At 69.3% G+C, this 18,222-nt stretch carries 21 protein-coding genes; 20 read left to right on the top strand and 1 reads right to left on the bottom strand.

The window, feature by feature from the left end; all coding sequences use genetic code 11:
* Nucleotides 1-241: 241 nt before the first annotated feature.
* On the bottom strand, nt 242-2,152 hold the full coding sequence (gene htpG / locus IM787_RS06510) for a molecular chaperone HtpG (protein WP_193675830.1): 1,911 nt from the start codon (nt 2,150-2,152) through the stop codon (nt 242-244).
* Between the two features lie 161 nt (nt 2,153-2,313).
* Between htpG and IM787_RS06505 the strand changes: the two genes are divergently transcribed.
* The 20 genes from IM787_RS06505 to IM787_RS06410 all read left to right on the top strand — a co-directional run bounded on the left by IM787_RS06505 (nt 2,314) and on the right by IM787_RS06410 (nt 18,220).
* Entirely contained in the window at nt 2,314-2,505 is a 192-nt protein-coding gene (locus tag IM787_RS06505; protein WP_193675829.1) for a hypothetical protein, read from the top strand.
* A 312-nt stretch (nt 2,506-2,817) separates the two neighbouring features.
* A complete protein-coding gene (locus tag IM787_RS06500) occupies nt 2,818-3,084 on the top strand; it encodes a flagellar biosynthetic protein FliQ (protein ID WP_354004365.1) in 267 nt (88 codons plus the stop codon).
* 11 nt (nt 3,085-3,095) lie between these two features.
* Nucleotides 3,096-3,908 carry a flagellar biosynthetic protein FliR gene (locus IM787_RS06495; RefSeq protein WP_354004364.1) on the top strand — a complete coding sequence of 271 codons (813 nt, stop codon included), beginning with the start codon at nt 3,096-3,098 and terminating at the stop codon, nt 3,906-3,908.
* The gene (locus tag IM787_RS06490; protein ID WP_193675828.1) at nt 3,908-4,996 is read left to right on the top strand and encodes an EscU/YscU/HrcU family type III secretion system export apparatus switch protein; all 1,089 of its coding nucleotides are present in this window, start codon (nt 3,908-3,910) and stop codon (nt 4,994-4,996) included. Before IM787_RS06495 ends, IM787_RS06490 begins: the two co-directional genes overlap by 1 nt.
* On the top strand, nt 4,993-7,056 hold the full coding sequence (gene flhA / locus IM787_RS06485; RefSeq protein ID WP_193675827.1) for a flagellar biosynthesis protein FlhA: 2,064 nt from the start codon (nt 4,993-4,995) through the stop codon (nt 7,054-7,056). Before IM787_RS06490 ends, flhA begins: the two co-directional genes overlap by 4 nt.
* 7 nt (nt 7,057-7,063) lie before the next feature.
* Nucleotides 7,064-7,825: a flagellar hook-basal body protein gene (locus tag IM787_RS06480; protein ID WP_193675826.1), complete on the top strand. Its 762-nt coding sequence runs from the start codon at nt 7,064-7,066 to the stop codon at nt 7,823-7,825.
* A 32-nt stretch (nt 7,826-7,857) separates the two neighbouring features.
* Nucleotides 7,858-8,643, top strand: coding sequence for a flagellar basal-body rod protein FlgG (flgG, locus tag IM787_RS06475; RefSeq protein ID WP_193675825.1), 786 nt, complete (start codon nt 7,858-7,860; stop codon nt 8,641-8,643).
* A gap of 2 nt (nt 8,644-8,645) precedes the next feature.
* Nucleotides 8,646-9,605, top strand: coding sequence for a flagellar basal body P-ring formation chaperone FlgA (gene flgA, locus IM787_RS06470; protein WP_193675824.1), 960 nt, complete (start codon nt 8,646-8,648; stop codon nt 9,603-9,605).
* A gap of 5 nt (nt 9,606-9,610) precedes the next feature.
* On the top strand, nt 9,611-10,183 hold the full coding sequence (locus tag IM787_RS06465; RefSeq protein ID WP_227494148.1) for a flagellar basal body L-ring protein FlgH: 573 nt from the start codon (nt 9,611-9,613) through the stop codon (nt 10,181-10,183).
* A gap of 1 nt (nt 10,184) precedes the next feature.
* The gene (locus IM787_RS06460; RefSeq protein ID WP_227494147.1) at nt 10,185-11,312 is read left to right on the top strand and encodes a flagellar basal body P-ring protein FlgI; all 1,128 of its coding nucleotides are present in this window, start codon (nt 10,185-10,187) and stop codon (nt 11,310-11,312) included.
* 14 nt (nt 11,313-11,326) lie between these two features.
* Nucleotides 11,327-11,710 (top strand): flagellar basal body protein, encoded by a 384-nt coding sequence (locus IM787_RS06455; RefSeq protein ID WP_193675823.1) that lies wholly within the window; start codon nt 11,327-11,329, stop codon nt 11,708-11,710.
* 3 nt (nt 11,711-11,713) lie between these two features.
* Nucleotides 11,714-12,148, top strand: a complete 435-nt coding sequence (gene flgC, locus IM787_RS06450) for a flagellar basal body rod protein FlgC (RefSeq protein WP_193675822.1) — start codon at nt 11,714-11,716, stop codon at nt 12,146-12,148.
* Entirely contained in the window at nt 12,145-12,453 is a 309-nt protein-coding gene (gene fliE / locus IM787_RS06445) for a flagellar hook-basal body complex protein FliE (protein ID WP_193675821.1), read from the top strand. Before flgC ends, fliE begins: the two co-directional genes overlap by 4 nt.
* A 34-nt stretch (nt 12,454-12,487) precedes the next feature.
* Nucleotides 12,488-13,915 carry a flagellar basal-body MS-ring/collar protein FliF gene (gene fliF / locus IM787_RS06440; protein WP_193675820.1) on the top strand — a complete coding sequence of 476 codons (1,428 nt, stop codon included), beginning with the start codon at nt 12,488-12,490 and terminating at the stop codon, nt 13,913-13,915.
* On the top strand, nt 13,912-14,460 hold the full coding sequence (locus IM787_RS06435; protein WP_193675819.1) for a hypothetical protein: 549 nt from the start codon (nt 13,912-13,914) through the stop codon (nt 14,458-14,460). Before fliF ends, IM787_RS06435 begins: the two co-directional genes overlap by 4 nt.
* Nucleotides 14,457-15,284, top strand: a complete 828-nt coding sequence (locus IM787_RS06430) for a FliH/SctL family protein (protein WP_193675818.1) — start codon at nt 14,457-14,459, stop codon at nt 15,282-15,284. The genes IM787_RS06435 and IM787_RS06430 overlap by 4 nt, the downstream gene beginning before the upstream one ends.
* On the top strand, nt 15,281-16,609 hold the full coding sequence (locus tag IM787_RS06425) for a FliI/YscN family ATPase (RefSeq protein ID WP_193675817.1): 1,329 nt from the start codon (nt 15,281-15,283) through the stop codon (nt 16,607-16,609). The genes IM787_RS06430 and IM787_RS06425 overlap by 4 nt, the downstream gene beginning before the upstream one ends.
* Complete coding sequence (locus IM787_RS06420) at nt 16,606-17,112, top strand: hypothetical protein (protein ID WP_193675816.1); 507 nt, start codon at nt 16,606-16,608, stop codon at nt 17,110-17,112. Before IM787_RS06425 ends, IM787_RS06420 begins: the two co-directional genes overlap by 4 nt.
* Complete coding sequence (locus IM787_RS06415; RefSeq protein WP_193675815.1) at nt 17,109-17,816, top strand: hypothetical protein; 708 nt, start codon at nt 17,109-17,111, stop codon at nt 17,814-17,816. Before IM787_RS06420 ends, IM787_RS06415 begins: the two co-directional genes overlap by 4 nt.
* Nucleotides 17,816-18,220, top strand: a complete 405-nt coding sequence (locus tag IM787_RS06410) for a flagellar hook assembly protein FlgD (protein ID WP_193675814.1) — start codon at nt 17,816-17,818, stop codon at nt 18,218-18,220. Before IM787_RS06415 ends, IM787_RS06410 begins: the two co-directional genes overlap by 1 nt.
* Nucleotides 18,221-18,222 lie beyond the last annotated feature (2 nt).

Below are 18,222 nucleotides of genomic sequence, written 5' to 3'. Positions count from 1 at the left end.
ATGAAACCAGAACATCCCACCGGTGCCTGGTCGCTCGCCGCGGGCGAAGCGACCACCTTGCAGCCGCGTCGCTGCGGCCACCTCGCCGCCGTCCGGGGCCGGCTGCGCGCCAACGGCGCACCGCTGCCCCTGGGCGAGCGCGTCCGCATCTGGTCGGGGGAAAGGGTGCAGCTGAAGAACGTCGCCAGGGAGGACCTGGCGTTCTTCACCTGGGACTATTGCGCGGTGCAGCCGACGAAGCTCAGCCCAGCAGCGCGTTCACCCTCTTCACGTAAGCCGCCGGGTCCTCCGGCATCCCGCCTTCGGCCAGCAGCGCCTGGTCGAACAGGATGTGCGCCAGGTCGTTGAAGTGGGGCGAGGCATCCAGCTTCTGCACGAGCGGGTGCGACGCGTTCACTTCCAGCACCGGCTTGACCTCCGGCGCCTTCTGCCCGGCCTGCTTCAGCATGCGGGCCAGCTGCAGGCTCATGCCGCCTTCCGGCGCCACCAGGCAGGCCGGTGAGTCCACTAGGCGGGTGGTGACGCGCACGTCCTCCGCCTTGCCCTTCAGCGCCTCCTTCAGCCGCGCCAACACGGGCTTGAAGGTCTCGGCGGCTTCCTCCACCGCCTTCTTCTCCGCCTCGTCCTGCAGCTTGCCCAGGTCGACCTGGCCGCGCGCCACCGATTGCAGCGGCGTGCCCTCGAACTCCTGCAGGTAGTTCAGCGCCCACTCGTCCACGCGGTCCGTCATGAACAGCACTTCGAGGCCCTTCTTGCGGAAGACCTCCAGCTGCGGGCTGTGGGCGGCGGCGGCCTGCGTGTCGGCGGTGATGTAGTAGATGGCCTCCTGGCCTTCCTTCATGCGCGCCTTGTAGTCGGCCAGCGAGACGGCCGGCGTATCGCTCTGGGTGGAGGCGAAGCGCAGCAGCTTGGCGATGCGCTCGCGGTTGCCGAAGTCCTCGCCCAGGCCTTCCTTCAGCACGGCGCCGAACTCGGCCCAGAACTTCGCGTACTTGCCCTTGTCTTCCTCGCTCGCGCCTTCTTCCTTTTCGGCCTTCGCCAGGTCTTCCAGCATGCCCAGCACGCGCCGCGTGTTGCCTTCGCGGATGGCCTTCACGTCGCGGCTTTCCTGCAGCAGTTCGCGGCTGACGTTCAGCGGCAGGTCGGCCGAGTCGATCACGCCCTTCACGAAGCGCAGGTACGAGGGCAGCAGCGCTTCGGCGTCGTCCATGATGAACACGCGCTTGACGTACAGCTTCACGCCCGCGGCCTTGTCGCGGTTCCACAGGTCGAAGGGCGCGCGCGCCGGCACGTACAGCAGCTGCGTGTATTCGGTGCTGCCCTCCACCCGGTTGTGGCTCCAGGCCAGGGGGTCGTCGAAGTCGTGGCTGACCGTCTTGTAGAACTCCTTGTACTGCTCCGGCGTGATGTCCTTCTTGGGCCGGCTCCAGAGGGCCGTGGCCTTGTTGACGGCCTCCCATTCGTCGGTGAGCACGTGCTCGCCGGGCTGGCCCTCAACGCCCTCCTTCCACTCCTCCTTCTGCATCAGGATGGGCAGGGAGATGTGGTCGGAATATTTCCCGATGATGGACTTGAGTTTCCAGGTGGAAAGATAGTCCAGCGCATCGTCGCGCAGGTGCAGGGTGACGCTGGTGCCGCGCTGCGGGCGGGTGATGGCCTCCACCTCGAAGTCGCCCGCGCCGCCGCTCACCCAGCGCACGCCTTCCTCGGGCTTCAGCCCGGCGCGCCGCGACTCCACGGTGATCTTGTCGGCCACGATGAAGCCGGAGTAGAAGCCCACGCCGAACTGGCCGATCAACTGCGCGTCGGCCTTCTGGTCGCCCGAGAGGCGGTTCATGAACTCGCGGGTGCCGCTCTTGGCGATGGTGCCCAGGTTGTCGATGGCTTCCTGCTGCGACAGGCCGATGCCGTTGTCGGCAATGGTCAGGGTGCGGGCTTCTTTGTCGAAGGAAACGCGCACCTCCAGGTTGGGCGAGTCCTCGTACAGGGCGGAGTTGTCCAGCGCCTCGAAGCGCAGCTTGTCGCAGGCGTCCGACGCGTTGGACACCAGCTCGCGCAGGAAGATCTCCTTGTTGGAATACAGGGAGTGGGTGACGAGGTGCAGCAGTTGCGCGACCTCGGCCTGGAAGGAGAGGGTCTGTTTCTGGCTCATGGCTTGGAGTGTGGGTGCACCGCCCACGAGCTAGGGGCGGCCCGTGAACTTTTCAAGGGAGGCGATGCTAGCGCACTCGCCTGTGCACTTTTCGACGGTTCCCGCCGAGTATCGCCGCCTGACGGCAGCCCGACCGTGCTACCGGTGGTTACAGTGCAGGCATGAGGATCGAGCTACCCCCTGCTTCCTGGGCCGACACCACGCTGCGCCCGGAGGACGACGCCCATACGCTGACCGTGGCCGCGCAAGGCGGGCCGGACTGGGTGCAGTGGCAATGGCCGGCGGAGGCGGGGCTGGTCGTGCGCACGCAGGTGGCGACGCGCGAGCCGGAGACGGTGACGATCACGTTCTGACGGTTCCCCGCTTCTCTCGAAGGGCTGCATGTGCAGCCCTTTTTCTTTTGGCGCGGGAAAGAAGTCGCACGTTGCGGCGGAACTTCGCCACTCGGATCGAGAGAAGCCCTGCTTCGCCGTGGACGCATGCGGCGTCAAGCCGTTTTCCTGTGAAAGCATCCACAGAAACTCGCGAAAGTTTAGCCCGATCGCGTGCGAGGATTCGCGCTCCAAAGTACAGCAACGACCCCACACGCCGCAGCGGGTGAAGGGTCCGAAGAGGCGGATGCGGGACGCAGCGCAGCCACGTGGCGCGCCCGCAAAGGAGGGGAAGTGCATAGCGATCTGGCTCTGAAGATGACGTCCGACCTGTTCTGGACGGGTTTGCTGGTGTGCCTGCCGGTCCTCGGTCTCACGATGCTGGTCGGTCTGGTGATCAGCGTGCTGCAAGTGGTCACGCAGGTGCAGGAGATGTCCCTGACATTCGTGCCGAAGCTGGTGACTGCCGGCGTGGCCATCGTCGTCTTCGGACCCTGGATGCTCAGGACGCTGTGCCAGTTCACGGTGCAGCTCTGGTCCCGCATCCCCTCCATGTTCTGAGCGGCGCCCCCGTGAGCGATCTCCTTCCCGGCCTGGGCCTCGCGTGGATCGCCACTGTGCTGCTCGTCTCCGCACGGATCGCAGCCCTGTTCCTGATGACCCCGGTGCTGCATGCGATGCCCCTGCCCACGTCCGTGCGGGTGCTGCTGGCGCTCGGCTTGTCCGTGGCGCTCGCGCTTCCCTTTGCCGGAGAAGGCGGGAGCGTCCCTGACGTCGGGGCACTGGCGCAGTCCTTCCTGAGCGAACTGGCGCTCGGCGCCACGCTGGGCCTCGGCATCCTCATGGCTTTCAGCGGTTTCGCCGTGGCCGGGCGGCTGCTGGACGTGCAGGTGGGCTTCGGCATCGGCCAGGTCTTCGACCCGGTGACGCGCACGCAGGTCCCGGTGCTGACCTCCGTGTTCACGCTGTTCGGCGTGCTCCTGTTCTTCCTGGTGGATGGGCATCACGCGCTGCTGCGCGGCATCGCACTGAGCCTCGAGCGCTTTCCCGTCGGCAGGCCCTGGCCGCTTGCCGCTTCGGCCGAACCGGTGATACGCCAAGCCGCCGGACTCTTCACCCTCGGCTTCGCGCTTGCTGCCCCCGTGGTGATGTGCGTGCTGCTGGTGGAGTTCGCGCTGGGGGTGGTCGCCCGCAACCTGCCCCAGGTGAACATGTTCGTGCTCGGGATCCCGGTGAAGATCGTCGTGGGGCTGCTGGCACTGTCCTTCTGGGCCAGCGGCATGGGGCAGGTGACGCTGCGCATCTACGGCGAGATCTACCGCACGTGGACGGGCCTGCTCACGCTCCCGTCGCCGGCGGGCGAGCCCGCGCGGGGAGGGCGGTAGTGGCCGAGCAGGACATCGACCGCAGCGAAGCGGCAACGCCCCACAAGCTGCAGAAGGCGCAGGAGCAGGGCCAGACCGCACGCAGCACCGACGCCGTGGGCGCCATCGTGTTCGCGGCCGCCATGGTGACGGTGGCCTGGCAGGGGTGGAGCTCCGTGACCAGCCTGCTGCAATTGGCCCGCACGGTCCTGGCACAGGTGCTTCCGGCGGCCGCCGCGGGCGACGCGATTCCCCCGATCGCGGGTGAACTGCTCGCGTCGACCGCGGAGGTGGTGCTGCCGTTCATGTTCGTCCTGATGGTGGCGGCGGTGCTCGGGACCTTGGTGCAGACGGGCGTGGTGCTCTCCTTCGAACCCCTGAAGGCGGACTTCAACCGTGTGAACCCGGCCGCCGGGATGAAGCGGGTGTTCTCGATGCGCACCCTGTTCGATGCGATGAAGGCCTGCATCAAGCTCGTGGTGCTGGTGCTGGCCGCCTGGCTGGCGCTGGAAAGCCTGCTGCCGCAGTTCTATGCGCTGGCGGCGCTGTCGCCGGCCGCCTTCCTGCGCATCCTTGTCGCCGACGTCGCGGACCTGGGCCTGAAGATGGCGCTCGTGCTCGGCCTCATCGCCGCGCTCGACTTCGCCTACACCCGGCGCGAGTTCGGGCAGAAGATGCGCATGAGCCGGCGCGAGCTGAAGGACGAATACACGAACCGCGAAGGCGACCCCCGCATCCGTGCCCGGCTGCGGGAGCTGCGCGGCGAAATGCTCAAGCGCAGCAAGGCCTTGCGCAACACGCGGTCTGCCGACGTGGTGCTCACCAATCCCACGCACTATGCGGTCGCCTTGCGCTACGTGCACGGCGAGATGGAAGCGCCGCAGATGGTGGCCAAGGGCGCCGGGCAGTTGGCGGCGGCGATGCGCGAGATGGCCTACCGGCACCGCATCGCGGTGGTGCGCAGTCCGGCCCTGACGCGACGGCTGTTCCGCGAGCTCGACATCGAGCAGACCCTGCCGGGCGCCTTCCATGCGGACGTCGCGCGGATCATCGTGTGGGTCTTCGCCATGCGGGCGCAGCAGCGGCGAGCGGCAGGGGAGGTGGCATGAACGGCATGCAACGCTTCTTCGGCCGCCACTCCGACATCGTGATGGTGCTCGCGGTGCTGGGCGTCCTGCTCGTCCTGTTCGTTCCCATCGCCAAGCCGCTGCTGGATTTCCTGATCCTGGCGAACTTCAGTTTCGCCTTCCTGATCCTGCTGCTCACGTTCTACATGGCGCGGCCGGTGGAGTTCTCCACGTTCCCGTCGCTCCTGCTGATCGCGACGCTGTTCCGTCTGGCGCTCAACGTCGCGGCCACGCGCCTGATCCTGGCCGAAGGCGACGCCGGCAAGGTGATCGGCGCCATCGGCTCCTACGTCGTCGGGGGCAACTATGTCGTCGGCCTGATCGTGTTCCTGATCCTGATCGTCGTGCAGTACGTCGTCGTGACCAACGGCGCGCAGCGCGTGTCGGAAGTCGCCGCGCGGTTCACGCTGGACAGCATGCCGGGCCAGCAGATGAGCATCGATGCCGACCTGAACATGGGCTTCATCGACCAGGCGGAAGCGCAACGGCGCCGCAAGAACCTGGAAAAGGAAGCAGGTTTCTACGGAGCGATGGATGGCGCCAGCAAGTTCGTGAAGGGCGACGCCATCGCAGGCATCATCATCCTGCTGATCAACATCGTCGGTGGACTCGTCATCGGCATCATGCAGCACAAGATGCCCTGGGCGCAGGCGCTGCAGACGTACACGCTCCTGACCATCGGCGACGGCATCGTCACGCAGGTGCCGGCACTTGTCATCGCCGTGGGCACGGGCATCATCGTCACCCGCTCGGCATCGGACGGCAACCTGAGCCAGGAAGCGCTGCGCCAGGTCACCTCGTTCCCGAAGACGCTGGTGTTGGTGAGCGTCGCGCTCGCGGCGTTGATGTTGCTGCCGGGAATTCCGGCATTGCCCGCCCTGGCCCTCGTCGTGGCGATCGCGCTCGTCGCATGGATGGCATACCGGACGAAGGCGCAGTCTGGCGATGCCAGCCAGGGGAAGCCTGTCGCGGGAGAGCAGCTCGAGTCCGGCACCGAGCAGGCGTACGAGCTTCAGCCCGTGGAACTCGTGGAGGTGCTCGTCGGCGCGCGCTGGGTACCCAAGGTCAACGAGCCGGGCAGCCTGTTCCTGGAGCGCATCGCGGCGTTTCGCAAGCAGCACGCGCTGGACTTCGGTCTCGTGCTGCCACCCATCCGCTTCAAGGGCCATCCCCGCCTGGCGCAAGAGGCATACGAGATCCATGTCGATGGCGCCGTGGTCGCCCGTGGCGAGGCCAGGGAGGACCGGTTGCTCGCCATCCACGCCGCCGGCGACCTGCGCTCCATTCCGGGCGAGGCCACGCGTGATCCGACGTACGGCTTGCCTGCGCTGTGGATCGAGCTGGCTCACCGCGAGGCAGCCACGGCCGCGCACTACACGCTGGTGGACCCGCCGACCGTGTTCCTGACGCATCTCACCGAAGTCCTGCGCAGGGAGTCGGCGACGCTGCTCACGCGCAGCGAGACCGACAAGATCCTTTCTCGCATGCGCCAAAGCCATCCGACCCTCGTGGAGGAACTCGTGCCGGTGCTGCTGTCGGTGGGCGACGTGCAGAAGGTGCTCCAGAATCTGCTGCGCGAAAAAGTGTCGATCCGCCACATGGAGGCCATCCTGGAGACCCTGGCCGACGGCGCGCGTGCCACGAAGGATCCCGCGCAGCTCACCGAAGCCGTGCGCCAGCGCCTCGGGCACGCCATCTGTCAGGGCCTCGTGGGCGATTCGCCGTCGCTGCACGTGCTGACGCTCGACCCGGCGATGGAAGGCCGCTTCCTCCAGAACCTTCATGCGGCCCAGCGCGACGGGGCGGCGGCGGGACAGTTCGTGATGGAGCCCAAGCTGGTGGAGAAATTCCTGATCCACCTGATGCAGCAGGCGGAAAAGATGATGAAGAGCAACCTGTTGCCGGTGCTGCTCTGCGCGCCCGAACTTCGCCGCCACCTGCGCTCGCTGTCCGAGCGTGGATTGCCCCACCTCCGCGTGCTGTCCATGGCCGAAATCCCGCAAGCCATCGAACTCAAGTCGTACGGCACCGTTTCGCTTTGACACGCCCATGAATGAAATCCTCGCACTCACCCTGCACAGCCTCCACCAGGACATGGCGAAGGTCGACCGCGTCGCCTTCAACCTCGCCAACGCGCAGACCACGGGATACAAGCGCGAAGTCCTGCTTGACGTGCCTTTCGCCCGCAGGGTGGAGGCTGCCGCGGGCCAGGCGGCTGGCGCCGCCACCGCACCCGCCACCACGGTGCACGTCGACCAGAAGCCGGGCACGCTGAAAGCCACCGGCCAGAGCCTCGATGTCGCACTGGCGGGGCCAGGGTGGTTCGAAGTGATGACGCCGGAGGGCGTCGCCTATACCCGACAGGGCAACTTCCGGCTCGACGCGCAGGGTCGGCTGGTCACCCAGCAGGGCCATCCCGTCATGGGAGTGGGGGGCGAGATCCAACTGCCGCACGATGTGCCCGTCGTCGACGCCGAAGGACGCGTCTTCGAAGGCGCACTGCCGGGCGGCGTGCCGGCGCGCCCCCATGCCGAAGCAGTCGCACAGCTGAAGATCGTGCGCTTCGATGCGCAGGCGCCGGTGCAGCGACTCGGGGACGGGCTCGTCACGGTGGCCGGCGAGACCAGCCTGATAGCCGCAGGAGAGGCCGACGTCCGGCAGGGATTCCTGGAGAACTCCAACGTCAGCTCGATGCACGAGATGGTGCAGCTGATGCAGTCCATGCGCCACTTCGAAACCATGCAGAAGGTGGCACTCGGTTATGACGAGATGCTGGGCACCGCCGTCCGCAAGCTCGGCGAGACATCCTGAACCGCAACGCAACAACCTCTTCTGGAGACCGAATGTTCGACGCACTCTCTATCGGCGCCACCGGCATGCACGCGCAGCAGCTGAACGTGGACACGATCGCCAACAACCTGGCCAACGTGAACACCAGTGCCTACAAGAAAAGCCGCGTGAGCTTCTCCGACCTCGTCGTCAGGGCCGGCGCGCAGCAGGCGGCGGCCAGCGAAGGGGGGCCGCTCGGTGCAGCGCCAGGGATCGGTGCAGGGGTTGGTGCGATGGCCACCACCAAGATGTTCGACGCCGGCGAGATCAAGAAGACCGACTCGCCCCTCGACCTGGCCATCCACGGCGAGGGCTTCTTCGAACTGGCGATGCCGGACGGGACCCGGGCGTACAGCCGTGGCGGCAGCCTCAAGGTGAATGCGGATGGACAGCTCGCGACGCGGGCCGGCATTCCCCTGAAGCCCGGCATCCTGATCCCGGACAACGCCGAGGCCGTCGTCGTGGGCGCCAACGGCCGGGTGCAGGTGCGTGTCGCCGGGCAGGCGACGTTGGTGGAGGCGGGCCAGCTGGAGATGGTGCGCTTCACCAATCCCCAAGGCCTTGTCGCCCAGGGCGGGAACACCTATCGCGCCAGCGAGGCTTCAGGCGAGCCGATCGGAGGCAGGCCCGGCGAGGACGGCATGGGCACCATCGCGCAGGGCTTCCTCGAGGGCTCCAACGTCAAGCTGGTGGAAGAAATGGTGAGCCTCATGGTGGCGCAGCGCGCCTACGAAGCCAGCGTGAAGGTGGTGCAGGCCTCCGACGAGATGCTCGGCCTCATCAACGGGTTGCGGCGGTGACCATGCGCCGCTGGCTTTGCATCCTCGTGGCGTGTGCGGCCGTGCCTGCATTCGCCGCGAGCGAGATCGCGATCGAGCTGCTGCCGCAGGCGCGCGTGCCCGCCGGCCCTGTGGTGCTCGGGCAGGTCGCGCACCTGCGGACCACGGACCTGGACCTCATGCGCGCCCTGGTGAACCTTCCGATCGGCCGCGCCCCCGCGGCCGGCGAAAGCGCCGTCCTGGAGCGCGCCGGACTTTCCGGCTGGGTGCGACAGCGCGCGCGCCTCGCCGAGACGCAGGTGCAGTGGAGCGGCGCCGGGACGGTGCGCGTGACCGGGGCGAGCCGCTCGCTGGCCGGCGACGACATCGCGGCGGCCGCGGCGGACCACCTGCGCGCATGGCTGGCCACCCAGGCTGGCCACAGCGCGATCGAACTGGAACGCCTGCCGCGTGACATCGAAGTGCCGGACGCCACCGTGCGCCTGCACACACGGCCGCTCGCCAGCGCGCAGCTGCGCAAGCGCATGCTGGTGTGGGTGGACGTGTGGGCCGCGCAGCGCCACGTCCGGACCGTGCCCGTGGCCTTCTCGGTGACCGCCTGGCGCGAGGTCGCCATCACGTCGGAGCCGCTGTCCGTCGGCGCCAACGTCGGCCGCGAGACGATGTCCCTGCGCGAGATCGACGTGGCCGGCATGGCTGGCGTGCCGCTGCTGCCCGGCGTTCCGGCCGGGCCGCTGGAGACGCGGCGTCCCTTGCGGGCCGGCGAAGCGATCCGCCAGCAGGACGTGCAGCCGGCCGCAGCGGTCCTGCGCGGCCAATGGGCGTCGCTGCGCTCCAGCGCGGGCGCGGTGTCCCTCGAGACCCGTGTCGAAGTCCTGCAGGACGGCCGTCCCGGCGACAGCGTCCGCGTCCGCCAGCCCGGCGCCACCGCAGGCGTGGTGGCCAAGGTGGTCGGCCCCGGCCAACTGGAGGTCGCACGATGAAAACCATGAACGCATCCGCGCTCGCCCTGGCCCTGGCGTTCGCCATGGGGGCGCCTGCGGCCGGCCAGAGCCTCTACGACGAGTCCAGCTGGCGGCCCCTGACGGGCGACAACAAGGCGTTCCGCGCCGGAGACGTCCTGACCGTGCAGGTGTTCGAGAACTCGAGCGCCGTGACCAGCGCCGACACCGGCACGCGGCGCAACAACAGCCTGCAGGCGGAGCTGGCACACGGCCCCCGGACCGTGGCGCAGACCTCGCTGGGCGTCGGCGGCGATTTCGAGGGTGGCGGCCGCACGCAACGCGCCAGCCGGCTGCTGACGACCGTCACGGTGGTGGTGCAGGAAGTGCTGCCGAACGGACAGCTGCGGATCGCCGGCGACCAGGTCCTGACGGTCAACGAGGAGCTCCAGCGGGTCACCCTCGAAGGCGTGGTGCGGGCCGTGGACATCGGACACGGCAACGTCGTGCAGTCGACGCGCATCGCCGACGCCCGCATCACGTACGTGGGAGAGGGCGACCTGAGCGAAAGGCAGCGGCGGGCATGGTGGCGCCGCCTCTTCGACGCGGTGGGGTTCTGACATGCTGGACGTCGCGATCCGTGCAAAGGCCATGCTGGCGCTGGTGCTCGCCACGGCGTCCCTCGCCTGTGTCGCACAAGGGGCTCCCCTGCGTGTGAAAGACCTCGGTAAGGTGCAGGGCTGGCGCGAGAACGTGCTCGTCGGCACCGGCATCGTGACCGGACTCGCTGGCACCGGCGACTCGCCCGGGAACCGCGCGACGCGGCAGGCGCTGTCCAACGTCCTGTCGCAGTTCAACCTGACGGTGGCGCCGGAACAGGTGAACAGCCGGAACGTGGCGGTGGTGATGGTGAGCGCTTCACTGCCCGGCTTCGCGCGGGAGGGCGATACGCTCGATGTTTCCGTCACTTCCACGGGCGATGCGCGCAGCCTCGCCGGCGGGAATCTGCTGCTGTCGGCCCTGCGAGCGCCCAACGGCCGGGTCTACGCACTCGCGCAGGGCCCGCTCGCCATCGGTGGCCACCGCTACGACGCCAACGGGAACGTGGTCCAGAAAAACCATCCCACGGCCGGTTCGATCCCGAACGGCGCCACCGTCGAAGTCGGGATGACGCCCGCGCAGCCGGCGCGCAGCCACGTGACCTTCGTCCTCGCCGAACCCGACTACACCACGGCCAGTCGCGTGGCCGCGGCCATCAATGCGCAGCTCGGTGCGGGCCTGGCGCATGCGCGGGATGCCAGCGGCATCGAGATCGAGGTACCGCCCGCATTGCGGGGCGAACCCGTCAGCTTCCTCGCCCGGCTCGAGAGCGTGACCGTGGAGCCGGACCGCCGCGCGCGCGTCGTCATCAACGAGCGCACCGGAACCGTGGTGTCCGGTGGGGATGTGCGGATCTCGCGCGTGGCGATCTCGCACGGCGACCTGAAGATCAACATCGCCACCCAGAACAGCGTGTCGCAGCCGGCGTACCTCGATCGCGTCGGCCCGGGCGTGACCACTGCGGTCATCAGCAACACCACCGTGAACGTGGAGGAGCCCACCGGCGTGGGGTTCCTTGCCGGCGCGGGGACGGTCTCCGACCTGGTGCAGTCGCTGGCGCGGCTGAAGACCAGCACGCGCGACATCATTTCCATCCTGAGGGCCGTCAAGGCGGCCGGCGCCCTGCACGGCGAACTCGTGGTCCAGTAAGAGGAGCAAGCACGATGAGCACCCCACTCGAGGCCGTCACGACGGCCACCGTTTCACTCGCGCTGGAAGCGGCCACCCGTCGCCACCAGGCCCTCGCGGCGAACATCGCGAACGCCAACACCGAAGGCTATGCGCCGATGAAGCTGTCGTTCGAGACGCAACTGGCCGAGGCGCGCGAGGCGCTGCGCACGCACGGCACCGTCTCGCCCGCGCACCTGCAGGCCGTGCGCCTGGAACTCGAACCGATGCTGGAAGAGGACGGCCGCGTGGCCAAGCCGTCCCTGGACCTGCAGGTGGCGGAGATGGCCGCCAATGCCGTGCAGTACCAGGCCCTGGCGCAAGGCTTGTCGCGGCACATGTCGATCATGGCCACCGCGGTCGCGGACGGGAGGAAGTAAGCCGTGGACTACCTCCGGTCTTTCGCCATCAGCGCCGCGGGCATGTCCGCCGAGCGCACGCGCGTGGAGGTGGCTGCCGCCAACCTCGCGAACGCCAACACCGTGCAGGACCCTTCGGGCCTCGGCTACCAGCCGATGCGTGCGGTCGCGCGGGCGGCCCAGGGCCAGGCGTTCACCGAACTCGTGAGTGGCGGCCTGGAGGGCGCGGTCCTGCCGGGCGTGTCGGTGGAGCCGCTCGCCACCGGACCCCGTCTCGTGCACGAGCCCGGCCACCCCCTGGCGAACGGGCAGGGCTTCGTCGCCTATCCAGGGGTCGACCCGGCCACCGAGATGGTCACCTTGATGAGCGCAACGCGCGCCTATGAGGCCAACGTGGCCGCCATGAACACGGCGCGCGCGCTGGCATTGAAAGCCCTGGAGATCGGACGCGGATCATGAACATCGAAGCCATCCAGGGCCTCGGCGCCCACGACGAAGTCCCCGCCTCCCTCCCGCCGCCACCGGCCGCCGGCGCGCCGGCGGGGCTGCCTTTCTCGCAACTCGTCACCGAGGGCCTGCAAGGCGTCAACCAGCAGCTCGTGGCCAGCCAGTCGGACCTGCAGAAGTTGGCCCTCGGGGAGACCCAGAACCTGCACGAGGTGATGGTGCGACTGGAGGAAAGCCGCATCTCCTTCCAGCTGATGATGCAGGTGCGCAATCGCGTCCTGGAGGCGTACCAGGACGTGATGAGGATGCAGATCTAGCCCGCCCCGATCCGGAAACCAACAAGGAAAGACGATGAAGAACTGGTGGGATGTGCTGGACCGGCGAGGCAAGGCGGGCCTGCTGGCAGGGGTCGCGGCGATCGTGCTGGCGACGGTGCTTGCCGGCTGGTGGCTGTTGCGCACCGAGTACGCGGTGCTGTTCTCCGACCTCAAGCCGCAGGATGCCGCCACCATGGCCGCCGAGCTGGAAAAGCAGAAGGTGGCGTACACCGTGGCCGATGGCGGCACGACGCTCCTGGTCGACAAGGCCCAGGTGCACGCCACGCGAATGAAGCTGATGGGCAAGGACCTGCCGCTGCATGGCGCCGTCGGCCTGGAGCTGTTCAACAACACGGACTTCGGCATGACCGAGTTCGCGCAGAAGATCAACTACCAGCGCGCGCTGCAGGGCGAGCTCACGCGCACGATCCTGTCCTTCCCCGAAGTGCGTGACGCACGCGTCCACCTCGCGCTGCCGGAACAGGGCCTGTTCAAGCAGGCATCCTCGCGGCCCAAGGCGGCCATCACCCTGACCCTGCGGCACGGGCACACCCTGCGCGTCGAACAGGTGAACGGCATCCAGCGGCTGGTGGCCGCAGCCGTGCCCGGCCTCGTGGCGCAGGAGGTCACCGTGGTCGACCACCAGGGGGTCGCCATGAGCCGTGCCAGCGATGGGGAAGCCGAGGCAGGCGCCAGCGGGCGTCTGGACCTGAAGCGCGAGATGGAGAACCATCTTTCGCGCAAGGCGGGCGCGGTGCTGGAACGTGCGTTCGGTCCGGGCCAGGCCCTGGCGAGCGTCGACGTGACTCTGAACATGGACCAGGTGCGGGTGACCACCGAGGACGTGATCGCCGCACCGGATGCGAAGGGTGTCGCAACGGGCGTGCTCGTGCGCGAGCGGGAGTCCGCCCGCGACACCGGCGCGCCGGAAGCGCGTGACCGGGGCGCGCGCGGCAGCAGCGTGCAGCGCGACGTGGAATACCAGACCGGCCGGCGGGTCGAACAGGTGGTCAGCCAGCCAGGCTCGATCCGGCGCCTGCATGTCGTCGCGGTGGTGCGGCAGGCCCTCGATGCCGAACAGCAGGAACAGGTGCGCAAGCTGGTGGCGGTCGCGGTCGGCGCGTCCCCGGAACGCGGGGATGCGGTCCTGGTCCAGTCGTTCCAGGCCCCGGCGACGGCTCCCGCACAAGAAGGCGGTCCGGTTAGGGTGCCGCTGGACGCCGCGCCCCCAGCCGCCACAGCGGCCACGGCATGGCCGCTTGCCGTGGTGCTGGTTCTGGCCGCCGGAATCTTCCTGGCCCTGCGATCGCGCAAGCGCAGCAGCGCCGCGCGGGCGATGGCCCCGCCGCTGACCGACGGGCAGCGCCAGCTCGCGCTGCGCAAGGTCGAGGCCTGGCTGCACGAGGGCGGCGCCGCGCACACCGCGGATGCGAGCCTGCTCGCGGAAGGCGCACGGCGATGAGCATGATGGCTCCGGGTGCCGTCGCCAGTCGCCGTGCCGCCTTGCTGGTGCACGCGATGCCGCCGTCCGACCAGGCCTGGCTGCTTGGATCGTTGCCGCCGGCGCAGCGCGAGGCGGTTGAGGAACTGCTCGGTGAGCTGCGCGAAATGGGCATCCCTCCCGATGCAGCGCTGTTGCGCGACGTGATCGAGGCTCCCCCGACCGCGCAGCCCGAGACCGCGGAAGACGTTCTCGCCAGGCTCGATGCACATCAGGTGGAACGCCTGGCGCAGCTGCTGCGCGACGAACCTCCGGTGCTGGCGGGACGCGTGCTGGCGCTGCGCGCGTGGCCCTGGGCGGGGGCCTTGCTGGCGCAGTTGCCCGAGGCAGCGGCAGAGGCGGCCGCAAGGCACGCGGCGCGGCCACGCGCACCGGCGCTCGAGCGGGCCTTGTGCGAAGCCTTGTTGCGCCGATTGGATTCGACGGTGCCGGTGCGCGGGCGGCATGGTTCGCCGAAATGGCGCGCGTTGCTGGCGCGCCTGGCGGTGCGGCGGAGGGCCCGATGAACGGATCCGGGGAGGTCGTGCTGCGCAACGCGCTCTTCCAGGCGGGTGCGGTTCGTGTCGGGCGCGCCCGCTCTGGGCAGGTCGCTCCGGAATCTGCGAGCGCCTCCGTCGCGCCGGTGCAGCCCCGGCTGGACGAAGCCCTGTCACGCGAGGCCGCGGACGCAGAGGCCCTGCGGGAAGCCACCGAAGAAGGCCTGCGGCAAGGACGTGCCGAGGGAATCCGCCTGGGCGCTGAGGAAGGCCGCCGGACCGGCTACGAGGAGGGGCTGGCGCTCGGCCGCGAGGCGGCGCAGGCGGAGGGCCGCAAGGCCCTGGAAGCGGCCCGGGCCGAAGCCATCCGGCCACTGGAGGAAAAGAGCCGCAGGCTCGAGAACGCCGCGGCCGCGCTGGAGGCGCAGGCGCAAGCCTACGGGGCCGCCGCGGAGGAAGAACTCGTCGCCCTCTGCTACGAGGTGCTCGGCCGCCTCCTCGGGCAGGCGCTCGCCACCCCGGCCGGGTTGCAGGCGCAGGTGCGGCAACTGCTGGCAACGAGCGGGCGCTCCGGCGAGATCTCGGTGCACGTCCATCCCGAGGACCTGCAGCTGGTCGAACAAGCACGCTCTGGCGATGCCAGCGATGCCAGCGATGCCGGCGGGCGGCGCCTTCGCTACGTCGCCGACGACCGCGTCGCGCTCGGCGGCTGCGTGCTGCGTGGCGGCGGTGCCGGCGAAGTGGACGCGCGGCTGGAGACCATCCTGCAGCAATGCAAGGACGCGTTTCTCGGGGCGCGGGCGGCGCGTGAGGCTGAGCCGGCCGGCATGTCGATGGCCAAGGGGGCGGCGTGAACGTGCTGCGCCCTTATCGCGAACACCTGCGGACGGTGACGCTGCAACGCCGCCTGGGACGGGTGCGCCGCGTCCAGGGCCTGGCGATCGAGGCGGAAGGTCCGGACGCGACGGTCGGGGAACTGTGCCGCATCACGCCACGCGGAAGTGCCGCGGGGGAAGGCGTGCTTGCGGAGGTCGTCGGGCTCAAGGCCGACCACGTGACGCTCATGACCTACGGCTCGCTGCACGGCATCGGCGCCGGTGCCGAGGTCGTCGCGCTGGGTGAGCGCTCCGGCGTCGCCGTGGGCGAAGCGCTGTTGGGGCGGGTGATCGATGGTTTCGGCGTGCCGCTGGATGGCCTGCCGCCTCCGCCGCCGATGGTCCAGCGCTCCCTGCAGGTGCCGGCGCCCAACCCACTGCAACGCCCCCGGATCCAGCGGGTGCTGGAAACCGGCATCCGTGCGATCGACGCGCTGCTCACGGTCGGCCAGGGCCAGCGCATGGGGATCTTCGCCGGCAGCGGCGTCGGCAAGAGCACGCTGCTGGGCATGGTCGCGCGGCACGTCAAGGCCGATGTCAACGTGATCGCGCTCATCGGCGAACGCGGCCGGGAAGTGCGGGAGTTCATCGACAAGCAGCTCGGGCCGCAGGGCCTCGCGCGCTCCATCGTCGTGGTGGCCACCTCGGACCAGCCTGCGCTCGCGCGCCTGCGCGCGGCGCACGCAGCGGTCGCGATCGCAGGCTTCTTCAGCGATGCAGGGCGCAACGTCGTCCTCACCATGGATTCGGTGACGCGGCTGGCGATGGCGCGACGCGAGGTCGGGCTGGCCGCGGGGGAACCCGCGACGGCCCGCGGCTATACCCCTTCGGTGTTCGCGGAGTTGCCGCAGATCTGCGAGCGCTGCGGCACTTCGCCCTCGGGCGGGTCGGTAACGGCCCTGCTGACCGTCCTGGTCGAAGGCGACGACATGAACGAGCCGATCGCGGACAGCCTGCGCTCCATCCTCGACGGCCACATCGTGCTCTCGCGTGAACTCGCCCAGCAGGGGCACTACCCGGCAATCGATGTGCTCAAGAGCGCCAGCCGTCTGCTGCCCGACTTGGCGGGCGAACGCGAACGGGCGCTCGCCTCCGAGGCCGTGAGGCACCTCGCGTTGCTCGAGCGGAATCGACAGATGGTGGACATCGGCGCCTACCAGAAGGGAAGCAATCCGGCCCTGGACGCGTCGCTGGCGCTGGAACCTGCCCTGCAGGGGTGGCTGCGCCAGGCCGAAGGCGGGGTTGCGCGCGCCGACGCACTGCAGGGGTTGGCCGAAGCCGTGGCCGCCAGGAGGACCGCATGACTGCTTCCCTGCCCGCCGCGGTGGACCTGCGCGGATTCCGCTGGCGCCTGGCGCCAGTGCAGCGCAAGCTCGAGTGGGAACTCGAGGCCGCCAAGGCGCGGCTCGCGGATCGGTTGCAGCAGGCGCTGCGGGCCGCATCGCAGGTGGCGGAACTGGAGGCCACGCGCAACGAGCAAGCTGCCGCAGCGGCCCGCGTGATGCGCGCCCGCGGCGATGCGCACGCCCATGCGCAAGCCCTCGTCTACCTGTCGGTGCTCGCCTCGCGCATGGTCGAAGCGGAGCGCGAGCGGCAAGCTGCCGAGTCGCAGGCCGATGCGGCGCGCGCCGAATGCCTCGCTTGCCAGCGGCGCCTGGACACGTTGGTGGCGGCGCGGGACAGCGCCCTCGGGCAGCACGTGCGGCAGGAGCTCCAGCGCGAGTCCAAGGAGGCGGACGCCGCCTGGTTGATGCTGCGTGCCGGGGACCGCCATCCCGTGCGCGACGAAGGAGGCGCCGAAGCATGAACGTGGTGAATCCCTTCATGGTGCCGCCGCCGCCCGAGCCCCGCAGCCCCGCGGCTGCGGCGAACGGCGGCGAAGCGCAGGCTTGGCGACGCGAGATGGAAAAAGCCCAGGCGACGGAGTGGTTCCATGGGGGCGCCGATCGGGCCCCGACACGTCATCCGGGCGACGCCCGAGAAAAGGTTCCGGGCCAAGCTGGAGGCCATGGACCGGTGCCGAAACCGGGGGCGATGCAAGCCCCGGCGTTCCTGGTGGCGTCTCCGGCGCATGCCCCGGGATCTTCCGAGTCGTTGCGACTTCCCGGCCCGGTCCACCCCGCGTTCCCGCTGGCTCCTTCGTTCGATCTGCAGGCACCCGCGATGGCGGCGGCGAGCGGCATCGGCGGAGCGGTGAGCGCGGTGTCGTTCAGCGTTCAAGGCCCGCTTCGCGCCGGTACGGCCGCCGCCCTCGTCGCGGTCCCCGTTCCACCGGGGGGAGAACCGGAACCGCGATCCGGCCTGCGCATGCACATGGAGCACGGGCCACACGGCACCACCGTCTGGCTCGGCGTCGACGGGGATGCGGCGAGCGTGGCCGCTCGCGCGTGGGCCCTCGTGACCGATCTGCGCCGCGAACTCCAGGCATCCGGACGCCCACTGCACGCGGTGGTGTGCAACGGCCGGACCCTCTTCCAGGCGGGCGAATTCTTTCCATCCAAGGAGCCATGATGGCCATCAGTCCCATCGGCGGCAGTACCGCCGCCTCCCCGACGGCGCAGGCCAACATCGGCCTGCAGGACTTCCTGAAGATCCTGCTCACCCAGCTGACCTACCAGGATCCGCTGAAGCCCATGGACAACCAGGAGTTCATGGCCCAGATGGCGCAGTTCACTTCGCTGGAACAGACGCAGCGGCTGAACGAGAAGCTGGACCAGCTGATCACCAACCAGGCTGCGCTCCAGTCGGTGGGGTTGATCGGCCGCACGGTGGACATCAGCACCAGCAGCGGGCAGATGACGGGCACCGTCGCATCGCTGTCGCTGTCGGGCGATGCGCCGCTGATCAGCGTGACGACCACCGGCGGTACCGTGGTCTCCAACGTCGGCCTCGGCCAGATCATCGCGGTCCGCTGAAC

Origin of the sequence: Ramlibacter pallidus (assembly GCF_015070875.1) — a bacterium.
Taxonomy (GTDB): Bacteria; Pseudomonadota; Gammaproteobacteria; order Burkholderiales; family Burkholderiaceae_C; genus Ramlibacter; species Ramlibacter pallidus.
This window is presented reverse-complemented; position numbering and strand designations above follow the sequence as displayed.